This is a genomic window from Variovorax paradoxus (genome assembly GCF_902712855.1).
GTDB classification, from domain to species: Bacteria; Pseudomonadota; Gammaproteobacteria; order Burkholderiales; family Burkholderiaceae_C; genus Variovorax; species Variovorax paradoxus_Q.
The window spans coordinates 5,572,928-5,589,872 of sequence record NZ_LR743507.1 but is presented as its reverse complement, the minus strand read 5'-3'; the positions used below and the strand labels follow the sequence as shown (position 1 = coordinate 5,589,872).

Genomic DNA, 16,945 nt, shown 5'->3' with positions numbered 1-16,945 from the left:
ACGAAGCGCCGAAGGCCTTCTTCGAAGGCTTGCGCCTGCCATGAGCGCCGGTCGCCGGCCCTGGCGGCGATGGCCCGCTGCGGGTTCGACAGCCGGCGTGCGGCGCGGCGCAGGCACCACAGTTCGTGCCGGCCTGTCCCTTTCAGGGGGTTGCCGCGTTGTGTCACATATCTACTTCCCCTGGACGCCCCCGCATAATCGGCGCGTCGTCCTCCGTCCCGCATGAACAGCATCCTCATCATCGCCCACTCACCGTTCGCACATGCGCTGCGGCAGTGCGCGCTGCATGTGTTTCCCGATTGCGAGCAGGTCATCGTCGCGCTCGACGTGCTGCCCAATGTGTCGCCCGAAGAAACGCTGGCGGCGGCGCGCATCACGCTCGACCAGCAGCTGCGCGCGCCCCGCTCGCAGGTGCTGGTGCTGGCCGACGTGTTCGGTGCCACGCCCTGCAACGTGGCGCAGAAACTGGTGGACGGCGTCCGTTCGCGGCTGGTGGCGGGGGTCAATCTCCCGATGCTGCTGCGCGCAGTGACCTACCGGCACGAACCGCTCGACACACTGGTGCAGCGCGCCCTCACGGGCGGCACCGCGGGTGTCATGCAGGTGGCGGTCGCGGCTCCACAGAACCAGGCGAAAAGAAAGCACAGTGATCAAGAAATCCGTGACCATCAGCAATAAGCTGGGCCTGCACGCACGCGCATCGGCCAAGCTGACCAAGCTCGCAGGCAGCTTTCCCTGCGACGTGTGGCTCTCGCGCGGCGACCGCCGCATCAATGCCAAGAGCATCATGGGCGTGATGATGCTGGCCGCCGGCCTCGGCTCCACCGTCGAGCTCGAAACCAACGGCCCGCAGGAAGAAGAAGCGATGAACGCCATCGTCCAGCTCATGGACGACAAGTTCGGCGAAGGCGAATGAGATGGCCGATCCCCAGGCTTTTTCACTTCGCGTGAACGCCAACCCCTTGCCTGGGGCAATGCCGGTCGGCCGGCAAAGCCGGTTCGACGGCATCCTGCGAACGCGCTTGCGCTGCGCGTTCGCGTCGGTCACAGTGGCGACGAGGGCCAGGACATGACTTTCGCAGTCCACGGCCTTCCCGTTGCCCGTGGCATTGCCATCGGGCGCGCGGTGCTGGTGGTGTCGAGCCGCATCGACGTCGCCCACTACTTCATCAAGCCCGAAGAGATCGAGACCGAGATCGACCGCGTGCGCACCGCGCGCAACGCGGTGGCCGAGGAGCTGGCCAAGCTGCAGGCCAACGTGGCACTGATGGGGCCGAACGACGCGCCGCACGAGTTGGCTGCGCTGCTCGAGGTGCACCAGATGCTGCTGCAGGACGAGGCCCTGAGCGGCGGCGTGAAGCACTGGATCAGCGAGCGGCTCTACAACGCCGAATGGGCGCTGACCACGCAGCTCGAGATCATCGCGCGCCAGTTCGACGAGATGGAAGACGCCTACCTGCGCGAGCGCAAGGCCGACCTCGAGCAGGTGGTCGAGCGCCTGCTGCACCGCATGAAGGGCACGGCCGCCGTGCTCGCACCGAGCCCGCCGCGCCGCAAGCGCGCTGCCGCCTCGGACGACGACGGCGACAACGACGATCCCACCGCGGGCGACGGCATCGACGTGCCGCTGGTGCTCATCGCGCACGATCTCTCGCCCGCCGACATGCTGCAGTTCAAGAAGAGCGTGTTCGCCGGCTTCGTGACCGACGTGGGCGGTCGCACCTCGCACACCGCCATCGTGGCGCGCAGCATGGACATTCCGGCCGTGGTGGGGGCGCGCACCGCGAGCCAGCTGGTGCGTCAGGACGACTGGGTCATCATCGACGGCGATGCCGGCGTGGTGATCGTCGATCCGTCCCCGATCATCCTGGCCGAATACGGCTTCAAGCAGCGCCAGGGCGACCTCGAACGCGGCCGGCTCGCACGGCTGCGCCACAAGCCGGCCGTGACGCTCGACGGCGAGCGCGTCGAGCTGCTGGCCAACATCGAGATGCCGGAAGACACCGCGGGTGCCGTGAAGGCCGGCGCCGTGGGCGTGGGCCTGTTCCGCAGCGAATTCCTGTTCATGGGCCGCGAGTCGTCCATCCGCCAGACGCGGCTGCCCGACGAGGAAGAGCAGTACGAGGCCTACAAGCGCGCAGTCGAGGGCATGCAGGGCATGCCCGTGACCATCCGCACCATCGACGTGGGCGCCGACAAGCCGCTGGACAGCATGTCGGCGAACAAGCAGGAGCACCTGAACCCCGCGCTCGGCCTGCGCGCCATCCGCTGGAGCCTGGCCGACCCGGCCATGTTCCTCACGCAGCTGCGCGCCATTCTTCGCGCCGCCGCGCACGGCGAGATCCACCTGCTGATACCCATGCTCGCGCACGCGAGCGAGATCCGCCAGACGCTGTCGCTGATCGACTTCGCGCGCACCGAGCTCGACAACCGCGGCGCGGTCTACGGCCAGGTCAAGCTCGGCGCCATGATCGAGATCCCGGCGGCCGCGCTGACGCTGCGCATCTTCCTGAAGCACTTCGACTTTCTGTCGATCGGCACCAACGACCTGATCCAGTACACCCTGGCCATCGACCGCGCCGACGAATCGGTGGCCCACCTGTACGACCCGGCGCATCCGGCCGTGCTGCGTCTCGTGGCCGACACCATCGCCGAGTGCCGCCGCCAGGGCAAAGGCGTGTCCGTGTGCGGCGAAATGGCCGGCGACGTCGCCTTCACGCGCCTCCTGCTGGGCCTCGGCCTGCGCAGCTTCTCGATGCACCCGTCGCGCATCCTCGCCGTCAAGCAGGAAGTGCTGCGCGCCGACACCGGCAAGCTCGAGGCCTGGGCGAAGGGCGTCCTCGAGTCCGACGACCCCGCCGCCACGCTGGCCGGCTGAGGCCGCGCATTCCTTCGCGAAACACCGCGGAACCGGCTTTGCCGGGCCGCGGGAGTTGCCCCCGGCGGGGGAGAAGCGACACGCAGTGCGCGCATCCTGGGGGCGAGCCAGGAACACCGCGGAACCGGCTTTGCCGGGCCGCAGGAGTTGCCCCCGGCAGGGGGAAGGAGAAGCGACACGAAGTGCGCGCATCCTGGGGGCGAGCCCAAGAACACCGCGGAACCGGCTTTGCCGGGCCGCAGGAGTTGCCCCCGGCAGGGGGAAGGAGAAGCGACACGAAGTGCGCGCATCCTGGGGGCGAGCCAGGAACACCGCGGAACCGGCTTTGCCGGGCCGCAGGAGTTGCCCCCGGCAGGGGGAAGGAGTAGCGACACGAAGTGCGCGAAGCCTGGGGTCGAGCCAAGCCACCCGAAATAAAACGATACATGCCGCAACCGCGGTGAAAGGACTCGCGGGCGCCCCGCAAGCACGATCAGGCCTTCTCTTCCAACCCTGAAAGAAAGGCCTGCATCATGAAGTTCGTCTCCACCTCCGTCTCGTTCTCCCAGATCATCGCCATCAGCTCGTTCGCCATGCTCGCCGCCGGCGGAGCCAAGGCCGAGAGCTACGACGGCGTGCAATCCGCGGTGTCGGCCAAGAGCCGCGCCGAAGTCAACGCCGAAGCCATGCGTACCGCATCGGCGCCCAACCAGAACGTGGTGCGAGGCTCGCGCGGCCCCGAGACCGTGGCGGTGTCGATGGAACGCGAGCGCGTCGTCGCCGAGGCGGTGCGCGCCGCGGCCGCACCCGACCAGAACGTGTCGTCCGGCTCGCGCGTGAACAGCAAGGTCATCTCGACCATGCAGAACCCCGTTGACGCGCGCGCCTCGGCCGCCAACGCCAAGAGCAGCCGCCTGTAAGCCCGTAAGCGGCAGGCAGGACTCCTTCAACAACCAAGCCCCTCCCTCTCTGTCGGGGACACCATGAAACCGGCTTCGCCGGGCCATCGGTGCCGCCCCTGGCAGGGGGTGGCGTAGCGACACGAAGTGCGCGAAACCTGGGGCGAGCCAAGGACATCATCATGAAACACTGGATCAAACGCACTCTCTTCGGATTCGCTGGCGCTGCGATGGTGGCCGGCAGCATCGCCGGCTGTGCCGGGCACCGCCACGGCTGGGGAAGCGGCGACAGCGCGGAGTTCCGCGCGAAGATGGTCGAGCGGGTCGGCAGCAGGCTCGAGCTCGACGCCAACCAGAAGCAGAAGCTCACCGTGCTCGCCGAGAAGCTGCAGGCGCAGCGCGCGGCGATGCGCGGCGCGGGCGGCTCGGGCGATCCGCGCTCGCAGTTCAAGGCACTGTTCGCGGGCAACAAGCTCGACCAGGCCGGCGCAACGCGCCTGATCGAAGAGAAGACCATCGCGGTGCGCAACGGCAGCCCTGAAATCATCGCTGCGGCTGCGGACTTCTACGACAACCTGAACGCCGCCCAGCAGCAGAAGGTGCGCGACTTCATGGAGCGCGGTGGCCGCCGCTGGAGCTGACATGCGCTCGCCCCCCGTCTCCGCGCACTTCGTGGCGCTTCGCCAACCGCTTCCCCGGGGGCGGGACCAGTGGCCCGGCGAAGCCGGCTCCACAGTGCCCCAGGCACAGAGCGTCGGGGCAGCGGGCGGCGTTCGCGCGCTGCTGCGCATCGAAGGCGCCGCGGTGTTCGCCGTGGCGCTGGCCGCCTACGCGCAGTTCGGCGCCGGCTGGGGCACGTTCGCGCTCTGGCTGCTGGTGCCCGATCTCTCGCTGCTGGGCTACCTCGCGGGGCCACGCGTGGGTGCGCTGCTCTACAACGCGGCGCATTCGTACGCGGGCCCCGTGCTGCTGCTGGCGCTCGGCCTGTTCGCGGCCATGCCGTGGGCGGTGGCTGGCAGCCTGATCTGGCTGGTCCACATCGGCCTGGACCGCGCGCTGGGCTACGGGCTGAAGTACGCCGCGGGCTTTGCCTTCACGCACCTGGGGCGCATCGGAAAGGCCGATCCATGGTGAACGGCACGGACCGGTTGCCCGACACGCGGGTGGCGCGCAACGCCCGCATTGCACGCGCCTGGATGCTCGCCGAAGCGCTCTCGCTCGGCATGGCATCGGCGGTGCACGCCGGGCGCATCGTGCTCGGCCACGCGCATCTGCACGCCCGCGTGGCCGAATCGGTGATTGCCACGGTGCTGGTGCTCGCCACGGTCGAGACCTGGCTGCGCCCCGGCGACGCGCGCCGCGCCGCCATCTTCGGCCAGGGCTTTGCGCTGCTGGGCACGCTCGTCGGGTTGGGCACCATCATCGCGGGCATCGGCCCGCGCACCGTCCCCGACGTGATCTATCACGCGTTGCTGCTGTCGCTCCTGGCGACGGGTCTGACCTGGGCGGTGCGATGCCGGCAGGTCTGATGGTCAGCGAAGTCATCCGCCATTTCCTTGCCAGGAGGCACAATCCCGCCATGCCGCGCATCCTGCTGATCGACGACGACGAACATCTCGCCGCGCCGCTGACCACCTACTTCGCCCGCTTCGGCTGCACGCTCGACAGCGCGGTGCGTCCAAGCGAAGGCCTCGCCAAGCTGCGCGAGGGCTCCTACGACGCGGCGATCCTCGACGTGATGCTGCCCGAGATGGACGGCTTCGCGCTGTGCCGCGAGATCCGCAAGGACAGCGACATCCCCATCGTGATGCTCACCGCGCGCGGCGAAGTCATGGACCGCGTGGTCGGGCTGGAGCTTGGCGCCGACGACTACGTGCCCAAGCCCTTCGAGCCGCGCGAACTGGTGGCGCGCGTGCAGACCATCCTGCGCCGGCAGCGCAGTGTGCCTGCGGCTGCCGTGGCGAGCAGCCAGCAGCGTGTGTTCGACGGCCTGTCGATCGACCTCGACCGTCGCCAGGTGCTGCGCCACGGCGAGCGCGTGGAGCTCACAGGCACCGAGTTCGAACTGCTGGCGCTGCTGGCGGGCGAGCCCGGCAAGGTCTTCAGCCGCGACGACATCCTCAACCGGCTGCGCGGCCACGAGGCCGAGCTCTACACGCGCGCCGTCGACATCGTCGTGAGCCGCCTGCGCAAGAAGCTGGAGCCGCTGGACTGCATCAAGACGCTGCGCAATGCGGGCTACGCATTGGCCGTGGCACGCAGCGAACCCGCATGAGCTTCGATCGCAAGGAGCATCGCGCGGCGATGCGCGAGATGCGGCGGCGCCTTGCGTGCCACGAGGACATCTCGCGCGAGGAATGGCGCACCCAGTGGCATGCCCGCTGGAACGAGAAGGTGCAGGGCAAGCGCCGGTGGCGGCGCTCGCTTCGCGTGCGGCTGGTGCTGATGTTCGTGATGCTCGCGCTGGTGATGGCGGCGGTGTTCATGGGCGGCATGAAGAAGTCGTTCTCCACCGGCTGGGCCGAGGCCGCCAAGCCCATGCTCACCGACTACACCGACCGGCTGGTCGCAGAGATCGGCACGCCGCCCGACGTGTCGCGCGCGCAGGCGCTGGTGGCGCGGTTGCCCATCACCATCCGCATCGTCGGCCCCACGGTGAACTGGGACTCCAACCCCGGCGGCGCCAACGGCCCCGGCGGCTGGATGCACGACCGCGACGACGTGTTCGGGGGCGACAAGTGGTTCATCCGCAGCACGGCCGACGGGCACCGGGTCATCTTCGGCTGGGCGCCCAAGCTGTGGCAGCTCGCGCCGCGCATCATCGGCTGGGCGACGCTCGGCCTGCTGCTGTCGTGCGTGCTGCTGGCCTATGCCTACGTAAGCCGGCTGCTTCGGCCGCTGATCGACATCCGCGAAGGCGCGCAGCGCTTCGGTCGCGGCGAGTTCACGCAGCCGATTCCCGTGCGCCGCAACGACGACCTGGGCGACCTCGCGCAACGCATCAACACCATGGCCGACGACATCCAGGCCATGCTCGACGCCAAGCGCGGCCTGCTGCTGGCGCTGAGCCACGAACTGCGCTCTCCGCTCACGCGCGCGCGGCTCAACGCCGAACTGCTGCCGGCCACGCCCGACGGCCAGGCCGAGCGCGAGGCGCTGCTGCGCGACCTGAACGAGATGCGCGACCTCATCAGCGACCTGCTCGAAAGCGAACGCCTCGCGAGCCCGCATGTGGCGCTGATGCGCGAACCGGTCGACCTGGCGGCGCTGGTGCGTGAGATCGTGGCCGAGATGCCCGGCGCCGGGCAGGTGCACCTCGACCTGGCCGAAGGCCTGCCGCCGCACGGCGTCGACCGCATGCGCATCCGCCTGCTGGTGCGCAACCTGCTCGACAACGCGCTGCGCTACAGCGCCGACGCGCCGCGCCCGCCCTGCGTGTCGCTGCGCGCGGTGCTCGACGGCACGCGGCAGGGCGTGGAGATCGAGGTGCGCGACCATGGCCCCGGCGTGGACGAGGAGCAGCTCGAGCGGCTCACCGAGCCCTTCTACCGCACGGACGGCGCCCGCGCGCGCGCCACCGGCGGCGTCGGCCTGGGCATGTACCTGTGCCGGCTGATCGCCGAGGCGCACGGCGGCGAGCTGACGGTGCGCAACGCCGGGCCCGGGCTGCAGATCATCGTGCGGCTGGCTTGAGCCATGGGGCCGCTTGCGGCCCCATGCATCCACTGGCCGCTCGCGGTCCTTCGCATCCACTGGCCGCCCGCGGCCCCTAGCGCCCGCTGGCCGCGCTGTCGCCTGCGCTACCAGCCGGGCCGCGGCCCGCGGCTACGATGCGCCTCCGTGCCAGCCGGCACGTTCCGGCATCCAAGGTCAAGGAGACAACACCGTGAGCAGTTCGATCACCAACCACCAGGTCCGCCTCGCCAAGCGCCCCGAGGGCACCGCCACGCGCGAGAACTGGAAGTTCACCACGGAGCCCGTCGGCGAGCCTGCCGAAGGCGGTGTGCTGGTCAAGACGCTGTCGCTGTCGCTCGACCCCGCCATGCGCGGCTGGCTCAACGACGCCAAGAGCTACATCCCTCCCGTGGGCATCGACGAAGTGATGCGCGCCGGCGGCATCGGCCGCGTGGTCGCCTCGAAGAACCCCAAGTTCGCCGTGGGCGACACGGTCTACGGCACGCTCGGCGTGCAGGAATACATCCTCGTTGCGCAGGAAGACCTGAAGCGCAACGGCCTGGTGAAGGTCGACCTGAGCGTCGGCACCATCGGCCAGTGGCTCAACGTGCTCGGCATGCCTGGCATGACCGGCTACTTCGGCCTGATGGACGTGGGCCAGCCCAAGCCGGGCGAAACGGTGGTGGTGTCCGGCGCGGCGGGCGCCGTGGGGCAGACGGTGGGGCAGCTCGCGAAGATCAAGGGCTGCCGCGTGGTCGGCATCGCCGGCGGCGCCGCCAAGTGCGACTGGGTGGTGAAGGAGCTGGGCTTCGACGCCTGCATCGACTACAAGTCGGGCGAAGGCGCGGTGCGCGCGGGCCTGAAGGAGCACTGCCCGAAGGGCGTGGACGTGTACTTCGACAACGTCGGCGGCGAGATCCTCGACCACGTCCTGGCCAAGCTGGCGCGCAAGGCTCGCATCATCATCTGCGGCGCCATCAGCCAGTACAACAACGCCAACAGCATGCCTGCCGCCGGCCCGCGCAACTACCTGAGCCTGCTGGTGAACCGCGCACGCATGGAAGGCATCGTGGTGTTCGACTACGCCGACAGGTACCACATCGCCATCGCGGAGATGGCCGGCTATCTGAAGGACGGCCGCATGAAGAGCAAGGAGGACGTGGTCAAGGGCCTGGACACCTTCCCCGAGTCGCTCAACAAGCTCTTCGCGGGCGAGAACTTCGGCAAGCTGGTGTTGCAGGTGGCTGAAACGGCGTGACGGCATGTCAACTTGCGTGTTAATTTCACGCTTCTTTGAGCGCTAATGTCAACTACGGTTAATTGACGGCAACAGGTCGTCATCTTGCGTCATTGGGTGCATAGACTGCGCGCCTGCCTTGAAACAGCAGGCCGTCATTCTGTACATCAACCCAGAGAACGCAAGAAATGAAGAAGTTTGTAGTTGCCCGGCTCGCAATTCTGGCCGCCGCAGGCGCGCTGTCCCAAAGTGCTTTTGCCGCCGACGGCACCATCAATTTCACCGGCGAGATCGTCGACGCGCCCTGCTCGATTTCCGCCACCAGCCAGAACATGGTCGTGCCCCTGGGCAAGGTCTCGAGGACGACTTTCGACGGCTCCACTGCCGGCACGGCGGTGCCCGGCAAGAAGGCCACCCCCGCCAAGTTCAAGATCGACCTGCTTGGCTGCGGTGCGAGCGCCAAGGGCGCGATCGTGACCTTCTCCGGCACCGCCGACTCCGACGACGCGACGAGCCTTCGCGTCGCCAATGCCGGCCAGGTGAGCGTGGGCGCGGCCTCGGGCGTTGCCATCGAAATCGGCGATTCCGCCGGCACCAAGATCCCGCTGGGTTCGGCATCGGGTGAATACGTGCTGGGCCTCGGCGACAACTCGCTGAACTTCCAGGCGGCCTACGTCGCCACCAGGACGACAGTGACGCCGGGTCCGGCCAACTCGGTCGCGCAGTTCACCGTCGCCTACAAGTAAGCAGCTTCGCGCGGCATCTCGGCCCGACGCTTCGCGCGGCCCGACGATGCCGCCGATGCCAGGCGCCGCGTCCGGACCACATTCCGCCTGCGCCCGCCTTCCTTCGCTCCCGAATTTTTCCGCCGGCGCACCCCCACGCGCTGCCGTGCCGGGGTACGCGTCTTCACGCGTTTCGCCCCGGGCGAGGACTTCTTTTTCTATGTGCACCAACACCCGCTTCCGATGGGCCATCGCCATCCTGCTGACGCTGGCACTGCAGTGGCCTGCCGGCGCGGGCGTGATGCTCGGCGGCACCCGCGTGATCCTCGGCGAAAAGGACCGCGAAGCCTCCATTCCGGTGAAGAACACCGGCGTCTCGCCCTACGTGGTCCAAGCCTGGATCGATGCCGGCGAAGGGCAGAACAAGACCCCGCTGCTGGTCACGCCGCCGTTGTCGCGGCTCGACCCGGGCATGGAGAACATCCTTCGCATCATGCGCACGGCCGGCGACCTGCCGGCGGACCGTGAATCGGTGTTCTGGCTCAACGTCAAGGAGATTCCCGAGAGGTCGAAGGAGGAGAACGTGCTGCAGATCGCGGTGCGCAGCCGCATCAAGGTTTTCTACCGGCCTTCGGGACTGCAAGGCAAGCCAGATGAATCGCGCGCCAGGCTCAAGTGGGCGGTGAGCGCCGGCGCGCAAGGCAAGGGCGCTGTGCTGCGCATCGCCAACCCCACGGCCTATCACGTGACCTTCACCGCGCTGAACGTCAACGACGGCCAGCAGCTCATCAATGCAGACATGATCCCCGCCTTCGGCGAGAGCGCCTACCCGCTGAGCGAGATGAAGGCGCCGCAGGCGGTTCAGGTCGGCTACACCACGCTCAACGACTACGGCGGCGAGACGCCCCAGGAGCGCGTGCGGGTTCCAGCAGCCGCCGAGCCCGCGGCGGTGACGGTCGAGATCGTTCCTCCTCCGCCTGCCGATGGCGCTGCGCGCTGAGGCGATCGGCATGCGCCATCGTCCGTTCGCCGTGGCTCGCGCGCAGTTCCGGCCGACGCTGTGCGCGTCTTTGCTGGTCGCGCTGTGCGCGGCCGGCCACGCCCGGCAGCAGACGGCGCAGCAACATGTCGCCGCCTCCGACTTCAACGAGGATTTCCTGAACATCGGCGGCAACCAGCCCCACGCGGACCTTTCGCTCTTTTCCTTCGGCAACCGGGTGCTGGCGGGCAGCCACATGGTCGACGTGTCGCTGAACGATCGCTCGACCGGCCAGACCGAGATCCGCTTCGTCCAGAAGGAGGGCAAGAACGACGCCGAGGCCTGCATCGCTCGCGGCATGCTGGACGACTGGGGCGTCAACGTGGCGGTGTTCCCGGCGCTCGCGAGCCTCGGGCAGGACGCCTGCGTCGACCTGTCGGCAATCAGCCCCGAAGCCAGGTACAGCTACGACGCGGGCAAGCAGCGCCTCCATGTCAGCATTCCGCAGGCGGCGCTGAAGCGCTCGGCGCGCGGCGCGGTCGGTCCCGAGAAGTGGAACAAGGGCATCACCGCCGGCATGCTCGACTACCAGCTCAACTTTGCCCGCTACAGCGGCGACACGTACCGCAAGGACGTGAATCCCTTCGCCACGCCGCAGAGCGTGTTCGACGGCAACCCCTTCGCGCCGGAGGCCAAGGCCTTGCAGCGCAACACGCTCTTCGCGGGCCTGCGCGTCGGCTTCAACCACGACGACTGGCGCTTCCTTCATTTCTCCACCTACAAACGCGGCATCGACGGCCGGAGCCGCTGGGAGGGCGTCAGCACCTATGCGCAGCGCAACATCGCCGCGATCGGCGGGCAACTCCTGATCGGCGACGGCAACACGCCGGGCAACTTCTTCGACAGCGTGCCGTTTCGCGGCGCGCAGCTCGCGTCCGACGACGCAATGCTGCCCGACAGCCAGCAGGGCTACGCGCCCACGGTGCGCGGCGTGGCGCAGACCAATGCGCGCGTGACGGTGCGGCAGAACGGGTACGTGATCTACAGCACGTTCGTGGCGCCCGGCCCGTTCGTGATCGACGATCTCTATCCGACCGCCTCCAGCGGCGACATCGAGGTGACCATCACCGAGGCCGACGGCCGTGAGACCCGGTACACGCAGGCCTTCTCCGCGGTCCCCACGCTGCTGCGCGAAGGCGCGTGGCGCTACTCGGCCACCGTGGGCAAGTACCGGAACACCCATGCGGGCGCCAACACAGGCGGCAGCCGCTCCAGGCTGGCGCAACCCGTCTTTCTACAGGCGACGCTGGCGCGCGGACTGGGCGCGGAATTCACGCTCTACGGTGGCGTCCTGGCGGCCAATACCTACCAGTCGGTGCTGGTGGGCATGGGCAAGAACATGAAGGACTTCGGCGCGGTGTCGGTCGACCTCTCTGCCGCGCGCACGACCGACCGCACCGCGTTCAACGGCGAGCGCGACTTCAGCGGACAGTCGCTGCGCTTTCTCTACTCCAAGGCGATGCTTTCGACGGGCACCAACTTCCGCGTGGCGGGCTACCGCTACTCGACCAGCGGCTTTCGCACCTTCCAGGAAGCGGTGCATATGCAAGACCTGCTGCCGTTCGAAGCCTTCAACAGCCGCCGCAACGAGGTCCGCTTCGAGGTCTCGCAGCAGATCAAGGACCGGGGCAGCGTCTTCGTCTCGGCCCGCCAGCAGAGCTATTGGGGCACGAGTGCGAAGGACAGGCTGGTGCAGGTCGGCTACTCGGGCAACCACGGGCGGTTCGGCTACAGCGTCCACTACAACCGCAGCACCAGTCTGAACCGCACGCCGGTGCGTCAGTTGATGTTCACCCTGGCCATTCCCCTGGGCGACACCCGCGCGAGTGCGCAGTACGCCGTCAACCGCAACAGCGCGGGTCGCCTCAGCCAGCAGGCCAGCGTGTACGGCGCGGCCTTCGACGACAGCCGCCTGACGTACAACGTGACGGCCAGCGACTCGAACCAGGGCGGCGGCAGCAGCGGCAGCGCGAGCGCCAGCTACCTGTCGTCGGCGGGCCGGCTGGACGTGGGGCATTCGCAGGGCCGCCGCTACGGGCAGAGCACCTTCGGCGTGGCTGGCGGCGTGCTGTTCCATGGCGACGGCATCACCCTGTCGCAGCCGCTGGGCGAGACCGTGGCGCTGGTGCAGGCGCCGATGGCGCAGGGCGTGGGCTTCGAATCGCAAGCCGGTGTGTCGACCGACAGTGCCGGCAACGCCGTCATTCCCAATCTCACGCCGTACCGGCTGAACCGGCTGGCGCTGCGCACGGGTGATCTCGGCGACACAGTGGAAGTGAAGAACGCCGCCATCGAACTCGTGCCCACCCGCGGCGCTGTGGTGGTCGCGAAATTCGAGACCTCGGTGGGCTTCCGCCTTTTGATGGTGCTCACCGACCGGAAGGGCCGCGCACTGCCGCTGGGCTCGAAGATCGAGAACGAGGCGGGCCAGGAGGTCGGCATCGTCGGCCCCGACGGTCAATCCTTCGTGACCGGCGCGGGCAACAGTGGGCGGCTGACCGTGCGCTGGGGCCTAGGCCAGGCCGACCGCTGCATCGTGCCGTACAGCCTGCCCGACGAAAAGAACCCGCCGCCGATCCGCGAGCTCGACGGCCAATGCGCCGCCATCGAGCCGGAAGGCGCCCGACCCAAGGGAGCCGAATGAGCCGAAGCCAGCCTTCCCGCGCGATGGAGATCGCGCGCCTCACCCTCCCCATCGCCGCGCTGCTGCTCGGCGCGCAGGCCGCACGGGCTGCGTGCCATGTGACGCCGGGATACGTCGAGAAGACTGTCAACATGGCAATGGGACGGGTCGTCATTCCGAACGATGCCGCGGTCGGCGCCCTGATCAAGAGCCAGCTCTTCCCGCTGTCACTGGCCGGCAGCACCAACAAGCCATGGACCTGCTCGGGCGGGGGCCTTGTGAAGGGCGTGATCCTGCAGGGCGCTCCTGTTGCCGGCTACAACAGCGTCTACACCACCAACGTGCCTGGCGTCGGTATCCGGCTGTCGCGCTATTTCACCTCGACCGAGGTCAGCTACTACCCGCACGACCGCTCGACCACCGCCGACTTCGGCGACTTCAATGCGGACTCGCGATTCCAGGTGGAGCTGTTCAAGATCGCGGCCGTGACAGGCAACGGTCCGCTGTCGCAGGGCACCTACACGCAGTACTACAGCCTGGCAGACGGCAGGTCGGTGCTCACGACGAACCTGCTGGGCGAGGGCATCACCATCCTCACGCCTTCTTGCTCGGTGGACGTGGGCTCGCGCAACATATCGGTGGAATTCGGCAAGGTGCCGCAGGGCAACTTCAAAGGCAGGGGCTCGACCACGGGCGACCGCAAGTTCAACATCAAGCTCAACTGCAAGGCCGGACAGAACGCGCAGAACACCGTCTATCTGCGCATGGATGCCGCGCCGGACCCGTCGAACGAGCAGGGAGTGCTGAGGATCACGCAGGCCGGCACCGGCACTGCGACCGGCGTCGGCATCCAGGTGGTGGACATGCAGAGCCTGCCGGTCAAGTTCGGAGACAACATGCGCATCGGGCCGTCGAAGGACGGCGACTACGTGCTGTCTTACACCGCGCGGTACTACCAGAATGCCGACAAGGTGACACCGGGGCGCGCGGATGGCACCGCCACCTTCACGCTCGACTACAAGTAGCAGTCGAACCTGTGGCCGGGGCTCGAGCGAGGCCCGTGGGGCGCTTCAGCTTCCTTCAGGGCGCATGGGAATGTCGCCCATCGCCTCGTCGTCGCGCAGGTTGTGCGCGGCCTTCAGCAGTTCGATCGACAGGCCGTCGCTCTGGCCGGCGAAGCCCTTGGCGACGCCCTCGAGCACGGTCGACAGCCCCGCCTGGCCGTCGGCGCGGGCGTCCATGCTCACGTTCAGCACCCGTGCCGCCATCTGGCGGTAGGTGACGGCACCGGCGCTTTCGAGCGCGGCTACCAGGTCGAGATAGAGCGCCAGGTTCAGGTCGAACACCAGCTTGGGCGTGATTGCGAAGTCCTCGTTCTTGTTCTTTTCGTCCATGGGGGTGGCTCCTTTGGTTCCTGAGCCTCCACTCTAGCCACAAAAAAGCGCCGGGCTCGTCGGATACAGCCTGATTCAGCGCGCGCGGGTGCCCATGACTGCGGCCGAAACGATGAGCCAGGCCGCCAGCACGATGGTCCAGGTCAGGGGCCGGCCGGTCACGAGCAGCAGCAGCGCCGTCGAGCCGAGCGGCGTGATGTAGCTCAGGATGCCGATCTGACGCGCGTCGCCGCGCTTGAGCGCCATGTCCCACGCGAAGAAGGCCGCGCCCAACGGCCCCAGGCCGCACAGCGCGAGCAGCACCACATCGCGCGCCGACAAGGCCACGGAGGGCTCGAGCACCGCGTGGCAGCCCAGCGACAGCACGCCCGACACCAGCCCGAACAGCCCGATCGCCGAGGTCGGGAAAGCCGCGACGCGCTTCGTGCCGAGCGAATAGCTCGCCCAGACGAAGGCCGACGCCAGCGCGGGCAGGAAGCCCCAGTAGCCACGGGTGTTGCCGGCTGCCGTGGCGCCGCCGCTCGCGCCGAGGATCGCCGCCGCCGCGCCCGCGAAGCCCAGCAGCCCCGCCACCACGTGCAGCGGGCGCAGCGATACGCCAGGCAGCAGCACCGGGGCGAGCACCACCATCAGCAGCGGCCACAGGTAGTTGACCAGGTTGGCCTCGACCGGCGGCGCATGCCGCAGCGCGATGAACAGCAGGAAGTGGTAGCCGAACAGGCCGTAGATGCCGAGCGCCAGCGTGCGCGGCGGCACTTTCCAGGCGCGGCGATCGCGCGCCACCAACGGCCAGCTCGGCACGCTGCCGATGACGAGCGCAACACCGGTGAGCAGGAACGGCGGCAGGTGCGACAGGGCCGTGCCGAGCGAGGCCAGCGTGGTCCAGAGCGCGATGGCGAGCAGGGCGTAGGCGGTCGCGGGCATGATGAGTGGCAAGGCTATGCGATCCGGTCGTCGCGCGACGACGGTGCATCGTCGCGCGACGACGGTCTCAGGCCTTGCTCTTTGCCTTCCGGGAGCAGGCCGGGATGGAGGCACGCCGCACTCGCAGAGGCAGCCACTCTCCATGAGCCGCGCACCCGCCCACCCGCCCACCCCGAACCTTCCGCAGGAACGAGGGCAACGCGAAGAATCAGCGCCGCAACGCCGCCGTCAGCGCCGAAGGCGACCGGTAGCCCGTGCGCCGCGCCGTCTGCGCCACGCTCATGCCGCCCAGCCGCAGCTCGCGCGCATGCGCCAGCCGCAGTGCGCGCAGCCATTGCATCGCGCCCATGCCTTGTTCCTCGCGGCAGCGCTGCGCGAACTGGCTCCCGCTCAGGCAGGCCACCTCGGCCAGGTCGGCCACGCTCAGCGGCTCGTGCCAGCGGGTCCGCGCCCATTCGGCCAGCAAGGCCCAGTCGATGCGCCGGCGGCGCGAACCGGCCGAGGGCGGCGCCGGCCGCCAGGCTTCGAGCAGCAGTGCCGGCCCGTGCAGCAACGCGAGCGCGGACGCCTGCGGCTGCGCGATGCAATGCGCGAGGTAGCGCGCCAGCGCGTGCAATTGCGGGGCGTCGGCCGGCGCCCGCTCCGCGCAGCGGGCCCATGCAGCTTGCGTGGTGTCGAGCACGAGGCAGCGGCTGTGGCTGCCGCGCGCCCGGAAGTCGTGCCGGTCGCCGGGCGCGACCACCTGCGCCTGCCCTGGGCCGATGCCGGCGCCGCGGCCTTCCACCTCGATCTCGAGCACGCCCTGCAGGCCGACCAGCACCTGGAAATGGTCGTGCGCGTGGCTGCCGTGCGAGTCGCTGTAGTCGCGCAGCACGAGTTCGTGATGGGCCGGCGGTGAGAGATCGGGGGCGCGCATGGCTGGCGCGGATTGTCCGCGCAGCCCCTGCGGCACCGCAAGCACAGCGCCCGCGTCAGCTCGCCTTGGCCTCGCGCACCGGCCGGCCGTTGACCCGCTCGGCATCGACCACGCACCCCTTGCCGGTCGCGAGCGCCTGCGCCCGGCCCTCGGCACGCACTCGGTCGCCGACCTTCAGACCGAGCCGGGCGAAACCGTCGGGCCGGGTGTGGACGAAGTCGCCCGTGTCGAGCACCACGCCGTTGGCTTCGCCGTGGCGCGCGTAGTTCAGGCGCACCACCGTGCCCTCGATGCGTTCGTCCTCGCCCGCCGCATGCCCCGGCGATTCGCCGTCGACCGAGGCCAACCGCTCGAACCGGTACACGGTGTGCGCGGCATCTCCCTTGGGCGAGGGGCCTTCCTCGGTGCCCTCGACTACCAGCACCTGGCCGACCTGCAGGCCCGCGAAGGCGGATGCCGCGCCTTCGTCGTGGCGCTCGAAAACGAACTGCGTCGACACGCCGTCGGTGTCGATCAGTACGCCTTCGATGCCGCCCCGCGGGCTGTACAGCAGGTGCTGGAAGCGGCCTTCGACAGCCCAGACATCGAGCGTGCCGTCGTGAGTGCCGCGGTGGTCATGCGAATGCTTCATGGGGATCCTTTGTTTGCGTGAATGC

At 68.8% G+C, this 16,945-nt stretch carries 19 protein-coding genes; 14 read left to right on the top strand and 5 right to left on the bottom strand.

All coding sequences use genetic code 11. The annotated features are described in order from the left end of the window. On the bottom strand, window positions 1-242 hold a 242-nt coding region (locus AACL56_RS26495; RefSeq protein ID WP_339092771.1), incomplete at its 3' end, for a hypothetical protein. Between AACL56_RS26495 and AACL56_RS26490 the strand changes: the two genes are divergently transcribed. The 14 genes from AACL56_RS26490 to AACL56_RS26425 all read left to right on the top strand — a co-directional run bounded on the left by AACL56_RS26490 (window position 223) and on the right by AACL56_RS26425 (window position 14,080). Then, window positions 223-678 carry a PTS sugar transporter subunit IIA gene (locus AACL56_RS26490; RefSeq protein ID WP_339092770.1) on the top strand — a complete coding sequence of 152 codons (456 nt, stop codon included), beginning with the start codon at window positions 223-225 and terminating at the stop codon, window positions 676-678. The two genes, AACL56_RS26495 and AACL56_RS26490, sit on opposite strands and share 20 nt — an antisense overlap. After that, window positions 647-916 (top strand): HPr family phosphocarrier protein, encoded by a 270-nt coding sequence (locus tag AACL56_RS26485; RefSeq protein WP_339092769.1) that lies wholly within the window; start codon window positions 647-649, stop codon window positions 914-916. Before AACL56_RS26490 ends, AACL56_RS26485 begins: the two co-directional genes overlap by 32 nt. Window positions 917-1,069: 153 nt before the next feature. Then, the gene (ptsP, locus tag AACL56_RS26480) at window positions 1,070-2,878 is read left to right on the top strand and encodes a phosphoenolpyruvate--protein phosphotransferase (protein WP_339092768.1); all 1,809 of its coding nucleotides are present in this window, start codon (window positions 1,070-1,072) and stop codon (window positions 2,876-2,878) included. A gap of 512 nt (window positions 2,879-3,390) precedes the next feature. Continuing rightward, window positions 3,391-3,777: a DUF4148 domain-containing protein gene (locus tag AACL56_RS26475; protein WP_339092767.1), complete on the top strand. Its 387-nt coding sequence runs from the start codon at window positions 3,391-3,393 to the stop codon at window positions 3,775-3,777. Window positions 3,778-3,938: 161 nt separating this feature from the next. After that, window positions 3,939-4,397 carry a Spy/CpxP family protein refolding chaperone gene (locus AACL56_RS26470; protein WP_339092766.1) on the top strand — a complete coding sequence of 153 codons (459 nt, stop codon included), beginning with the start codon at window positions 3,939-3,941 and terminating at the stop codon, window positions 4,395-4,397. Between the two features lies 1 nt (window position 4,398). Then, window positions 4,399-4,890, top strand: a complete 492-nt coding sequence (locus tag AACL56_RS26465; protein WP_339092765.1) for a DUF4260 domain-containing protein — start codon at window positions 4,399-4,401, stop codon at window positions 4,888-4,890. Continuing rightward, window positions 4,884-5,285, top strand: coding sequence for a hypothetical protein (locus AACL56_RS26460; protein WP_339092764.1), 402 nt, complete (start codon window positions 4,884-4,886; stop codon window positions 5,283-5,285). Before AACL56_RS26465 ends, AACL56_RS26460 begins: the two co-directional genes overlap by 7 nt. A gap of 50 nt (window positions 5,286-5,335) precedes the next feature. Then, window positions 5,336-6,031: a response regulator transcription factor gene (locus tag AACL56_RS26455; protein WP_339092763.1), complete on the top strand. Its 696-nt coding sequence runs from the start codon at window positions 5,336-5,338 to the stop codon at window positions 6,029-6,031. A 29-nt stretch (window positions 6,032-6,060) separates the two neighbouring features. Next, window positions 6,061-7,449, top strand: a complete 1,389-nt coding sequence (locus AACL56_RS26450; protein ID WP_425337079.1) for an ATP-binding protein — start codon at window positions 6,061-6,063, stop codon at window positions 7,447-7,449. Between the two features lie 193 nt (window positions 7,450-7,642). Further along, window positions 7,643-8,689 carry an NADP-dependent oxidoreductase gene (locus AACL56_RS26445; protein ID WP_339092761.1) on the top strand — a complete coding sequence of 349 codons (1,047 nt, stop codon included), beginning with the start codon at window positions 7,643-7,645 and terminating at the stop codon, window positions 8,687-8,689. Between the two features lie 167 nt (window positions 8,690-8,856). Next, window positions 8,857-9,414, top strand: a complete 558-nt coding sequence (locus tag AACL56_RS26440; protein WP_339092760.1) for a fimbrial protein — start codon at window positions 8,857-8,859, stop codon at window positions 9,412-9,414. Window positions 9,415-9,613: 199 nt separating this feature from the next. Continuing rightward, a complete protein-coding gene (locus AACL56_RS26435; protein ID WP_339092759.1) occupies window positions 9,614-10,393 on the top strand; it encodes a fimbrial biogenesis chaperone in 780 nt (259 codons plus the stop codon). Then, window positions 10,377-13,076 carry a fimbria/pilus outer membrane usher protein gene (locus AACL56_RS26430; RefSeq protein ID WP_339092758.1) on the top strand — a complete coding sequence of 900 codons (2,700 nt, stop codon included), beginning with the start codon at window positions 10,377-10,379 and terminating at the stop codon, window positions 13,074-13,076. Before AACL56_RS26435 ends, AACL56_RS26430 begins: the two co-directional genes overlap by 17 nt. Continuing rightward, window positions 13,073-14,080, top strand: coding sequence for a fimbrial protein (locus AACL56_RS26425; protein ID WP_339092756.1), 1,008 nt, complete (start codon window positions 13,073-13,075; stop codon window positions 14,078-14,080). Before AACL56_RS26430 ends, AACL56_RS26425 begins: the two co-directional genes overlap by 4 nt. A 45-nt stretch (window positions 14,081-14,125) precedes the next feature. On the opposite strand, the gene AACL56_RS26420 is transcribed toward AACL56_RS26425, so the two are convergent. The 4 genes from AACL56_RS26420 to AACL56_RS26405 form a co-directional block, all read right to left on the bottom strand. Further along, a complete protein-coding gene (locus tag AACL56_RS26420; protein WP_339092754.1) occupies window positions 14,126-14,449 on the bottom strand; it encodes a hypothetical protein in 324 nt (107 codons plus the stop codon). Between the two features lie 75 nt (window positions 14,450-14,524). Beyond that, a complete protein-coding gene (locus AACL56_RS26415) occupies window positions 14,525-15,373 on the bottom strand; it encodes a DMT family transporter (protein WP_339092952.1) in 849 nt (282 codons plus the stop codon). A gap of 208 nt (window positions 15,374-15,581) precedes the next feature. Beyond that, window positions 15,582-16,289 carry an AraC family transcriptional regulator gene (locus tag AACL56_RS26410; protein ID WP_339092753.1) on the bottom strand — a complete coding sequence of 236 codons (708 nt, stop codon included), beginning with the start codon at window positions 16,287-16,289 and terminating at the stop codon, window positions 15,582-15,584. 55 nt (window positions 16,290-16,344) lie between these two features. Next, window positions 16,345-16,920, bottom strand: a complete 576-nt coding sequence (locus AACL56_RS26405; RefSeq protein WP_339092752.1) for a hypothetical protein — start codon at window positions 16,918-16,920, stop codon at window positions 16,345-16,347. Between the last annotated feature and the right edge of the window lie 25 nt (window positions 16,921-16,945).

Excerpts from the sequence above, each read along its gene's own strand:
- AACL56_RS26490 (WP_339092770.1), top strand. The coding sequence starts at position 223 with ATGAACAGCATCCTCATCATCGCCCACTCACCGTTCGCACATGCGCTG.
- ptsP (WP_339092768.1), top strand. The coding sequence starts at position 1,070 with ATGACTTTCGCAGTCCACGGCCTTCCCGTTGCCCGTGGCATTGCCATC.
- AACL56_RS26475 (WP_339092767.1), top strand. The coding sequence starts at position 3,391 with ATGAAGTTCGTCTCCACCTCCGTCTCGTTCTCCCAGATCATCGCCATC.
- AACL56_RS26470 (WP_339092766.1), top strand. The coding sequence starts at position 3,939 with ATGAAACACTGGATCAAACGCACTCTCTTCGGATTCGCTGGCGCTGCG.
- AACL56_RS26465 (WP_339092765.1), top strand. The coding sequence starts at position 4,399 with ATGCGCTCGCCCCCCGTCTCCGCGCACTTCGTGGCGCTTCGCCAACCG.
- AACL56_RS26460 (WP_339092764.1), top strand. The coding sequence starts at position 4,884 with ATGGTGAACGGCACGGACCGGTTGCCCGACACGCGGGTGGCGCGCAAC.
- AACL56_RS26455 (WP_339092763.1), top strand. The coding sequence starts at position 5,336 with ATGCCGCGCATCCTGCTGATCGACGACGACGAACATCTCGCCGCGCCG.
- AACL56_RS26450 (WP_425337079.1), top strand. The coding sequence starts at position 6,061 with ATGCGCGAGATGCGGCGGCGCCTTGCGTGCCACGAGGACATCTCGCGC.
- AACL56_RS26440 (WP_339092760.1), top strand. The coding sequence starts at position 8,857 with ATGAAGAAGTTTGTAGTTGCCCGGCTCGCAATTCTGGCCGCCGCAGGC.
- AACL56_RS26435 (WP_339092759.1), top strand. The coding sequence starts at position 9,614 with ATGTGCACCAACACCCGCTTCCGATGGGCCATCGCCATCCTGCTGACG.
- AACL56_RS26430 (WP_339092758.1), top strand. The coding sequence starts at position 10,377 with ATGGCGCTGCGCGCTGAGGCGATCGGCATGCGCCATCGTCCGTTCGCC.
- AACL56_RS26425 (WP_339092756.1), top strand. The coding sequence starts at position 13,073 with ATGAGCCGAAGCCAGCCTTCCCGCGCGATGGAGATCGCGCGCCTCACC.
- AACL56_RS26420 (WP_339092754.1), bottom strand. The coding sequence starts at position 14,449 with ATGGACGAAAAGAACAAGAACGAGGACTTCGCAATCACGCCCAAGCTG.
- AACL56_RS26415 (WP_339092952.1), bottom strand. The coding sequence starts at position 15,373 with ATGCCCGCGACCGCCTACGCCCTGCTCGCCATCGCGCTCTGGACCACG.
- AACL56_RS26410 (WP_339092753.1), bottom strand. The coding sequence starts at position 16,289 with ATGCGCGCCCCCGATCTCTCACCGCCGGCCCATCACGAACTCGTGCTG.
- AACL56_RS26405 (WP_339092752.1), bottom strand. The coding sequence starts at position 16,920 with ATGAAGCATTCGCATGACCACCGCGGCACTCACGACGGCACGCTCGAT.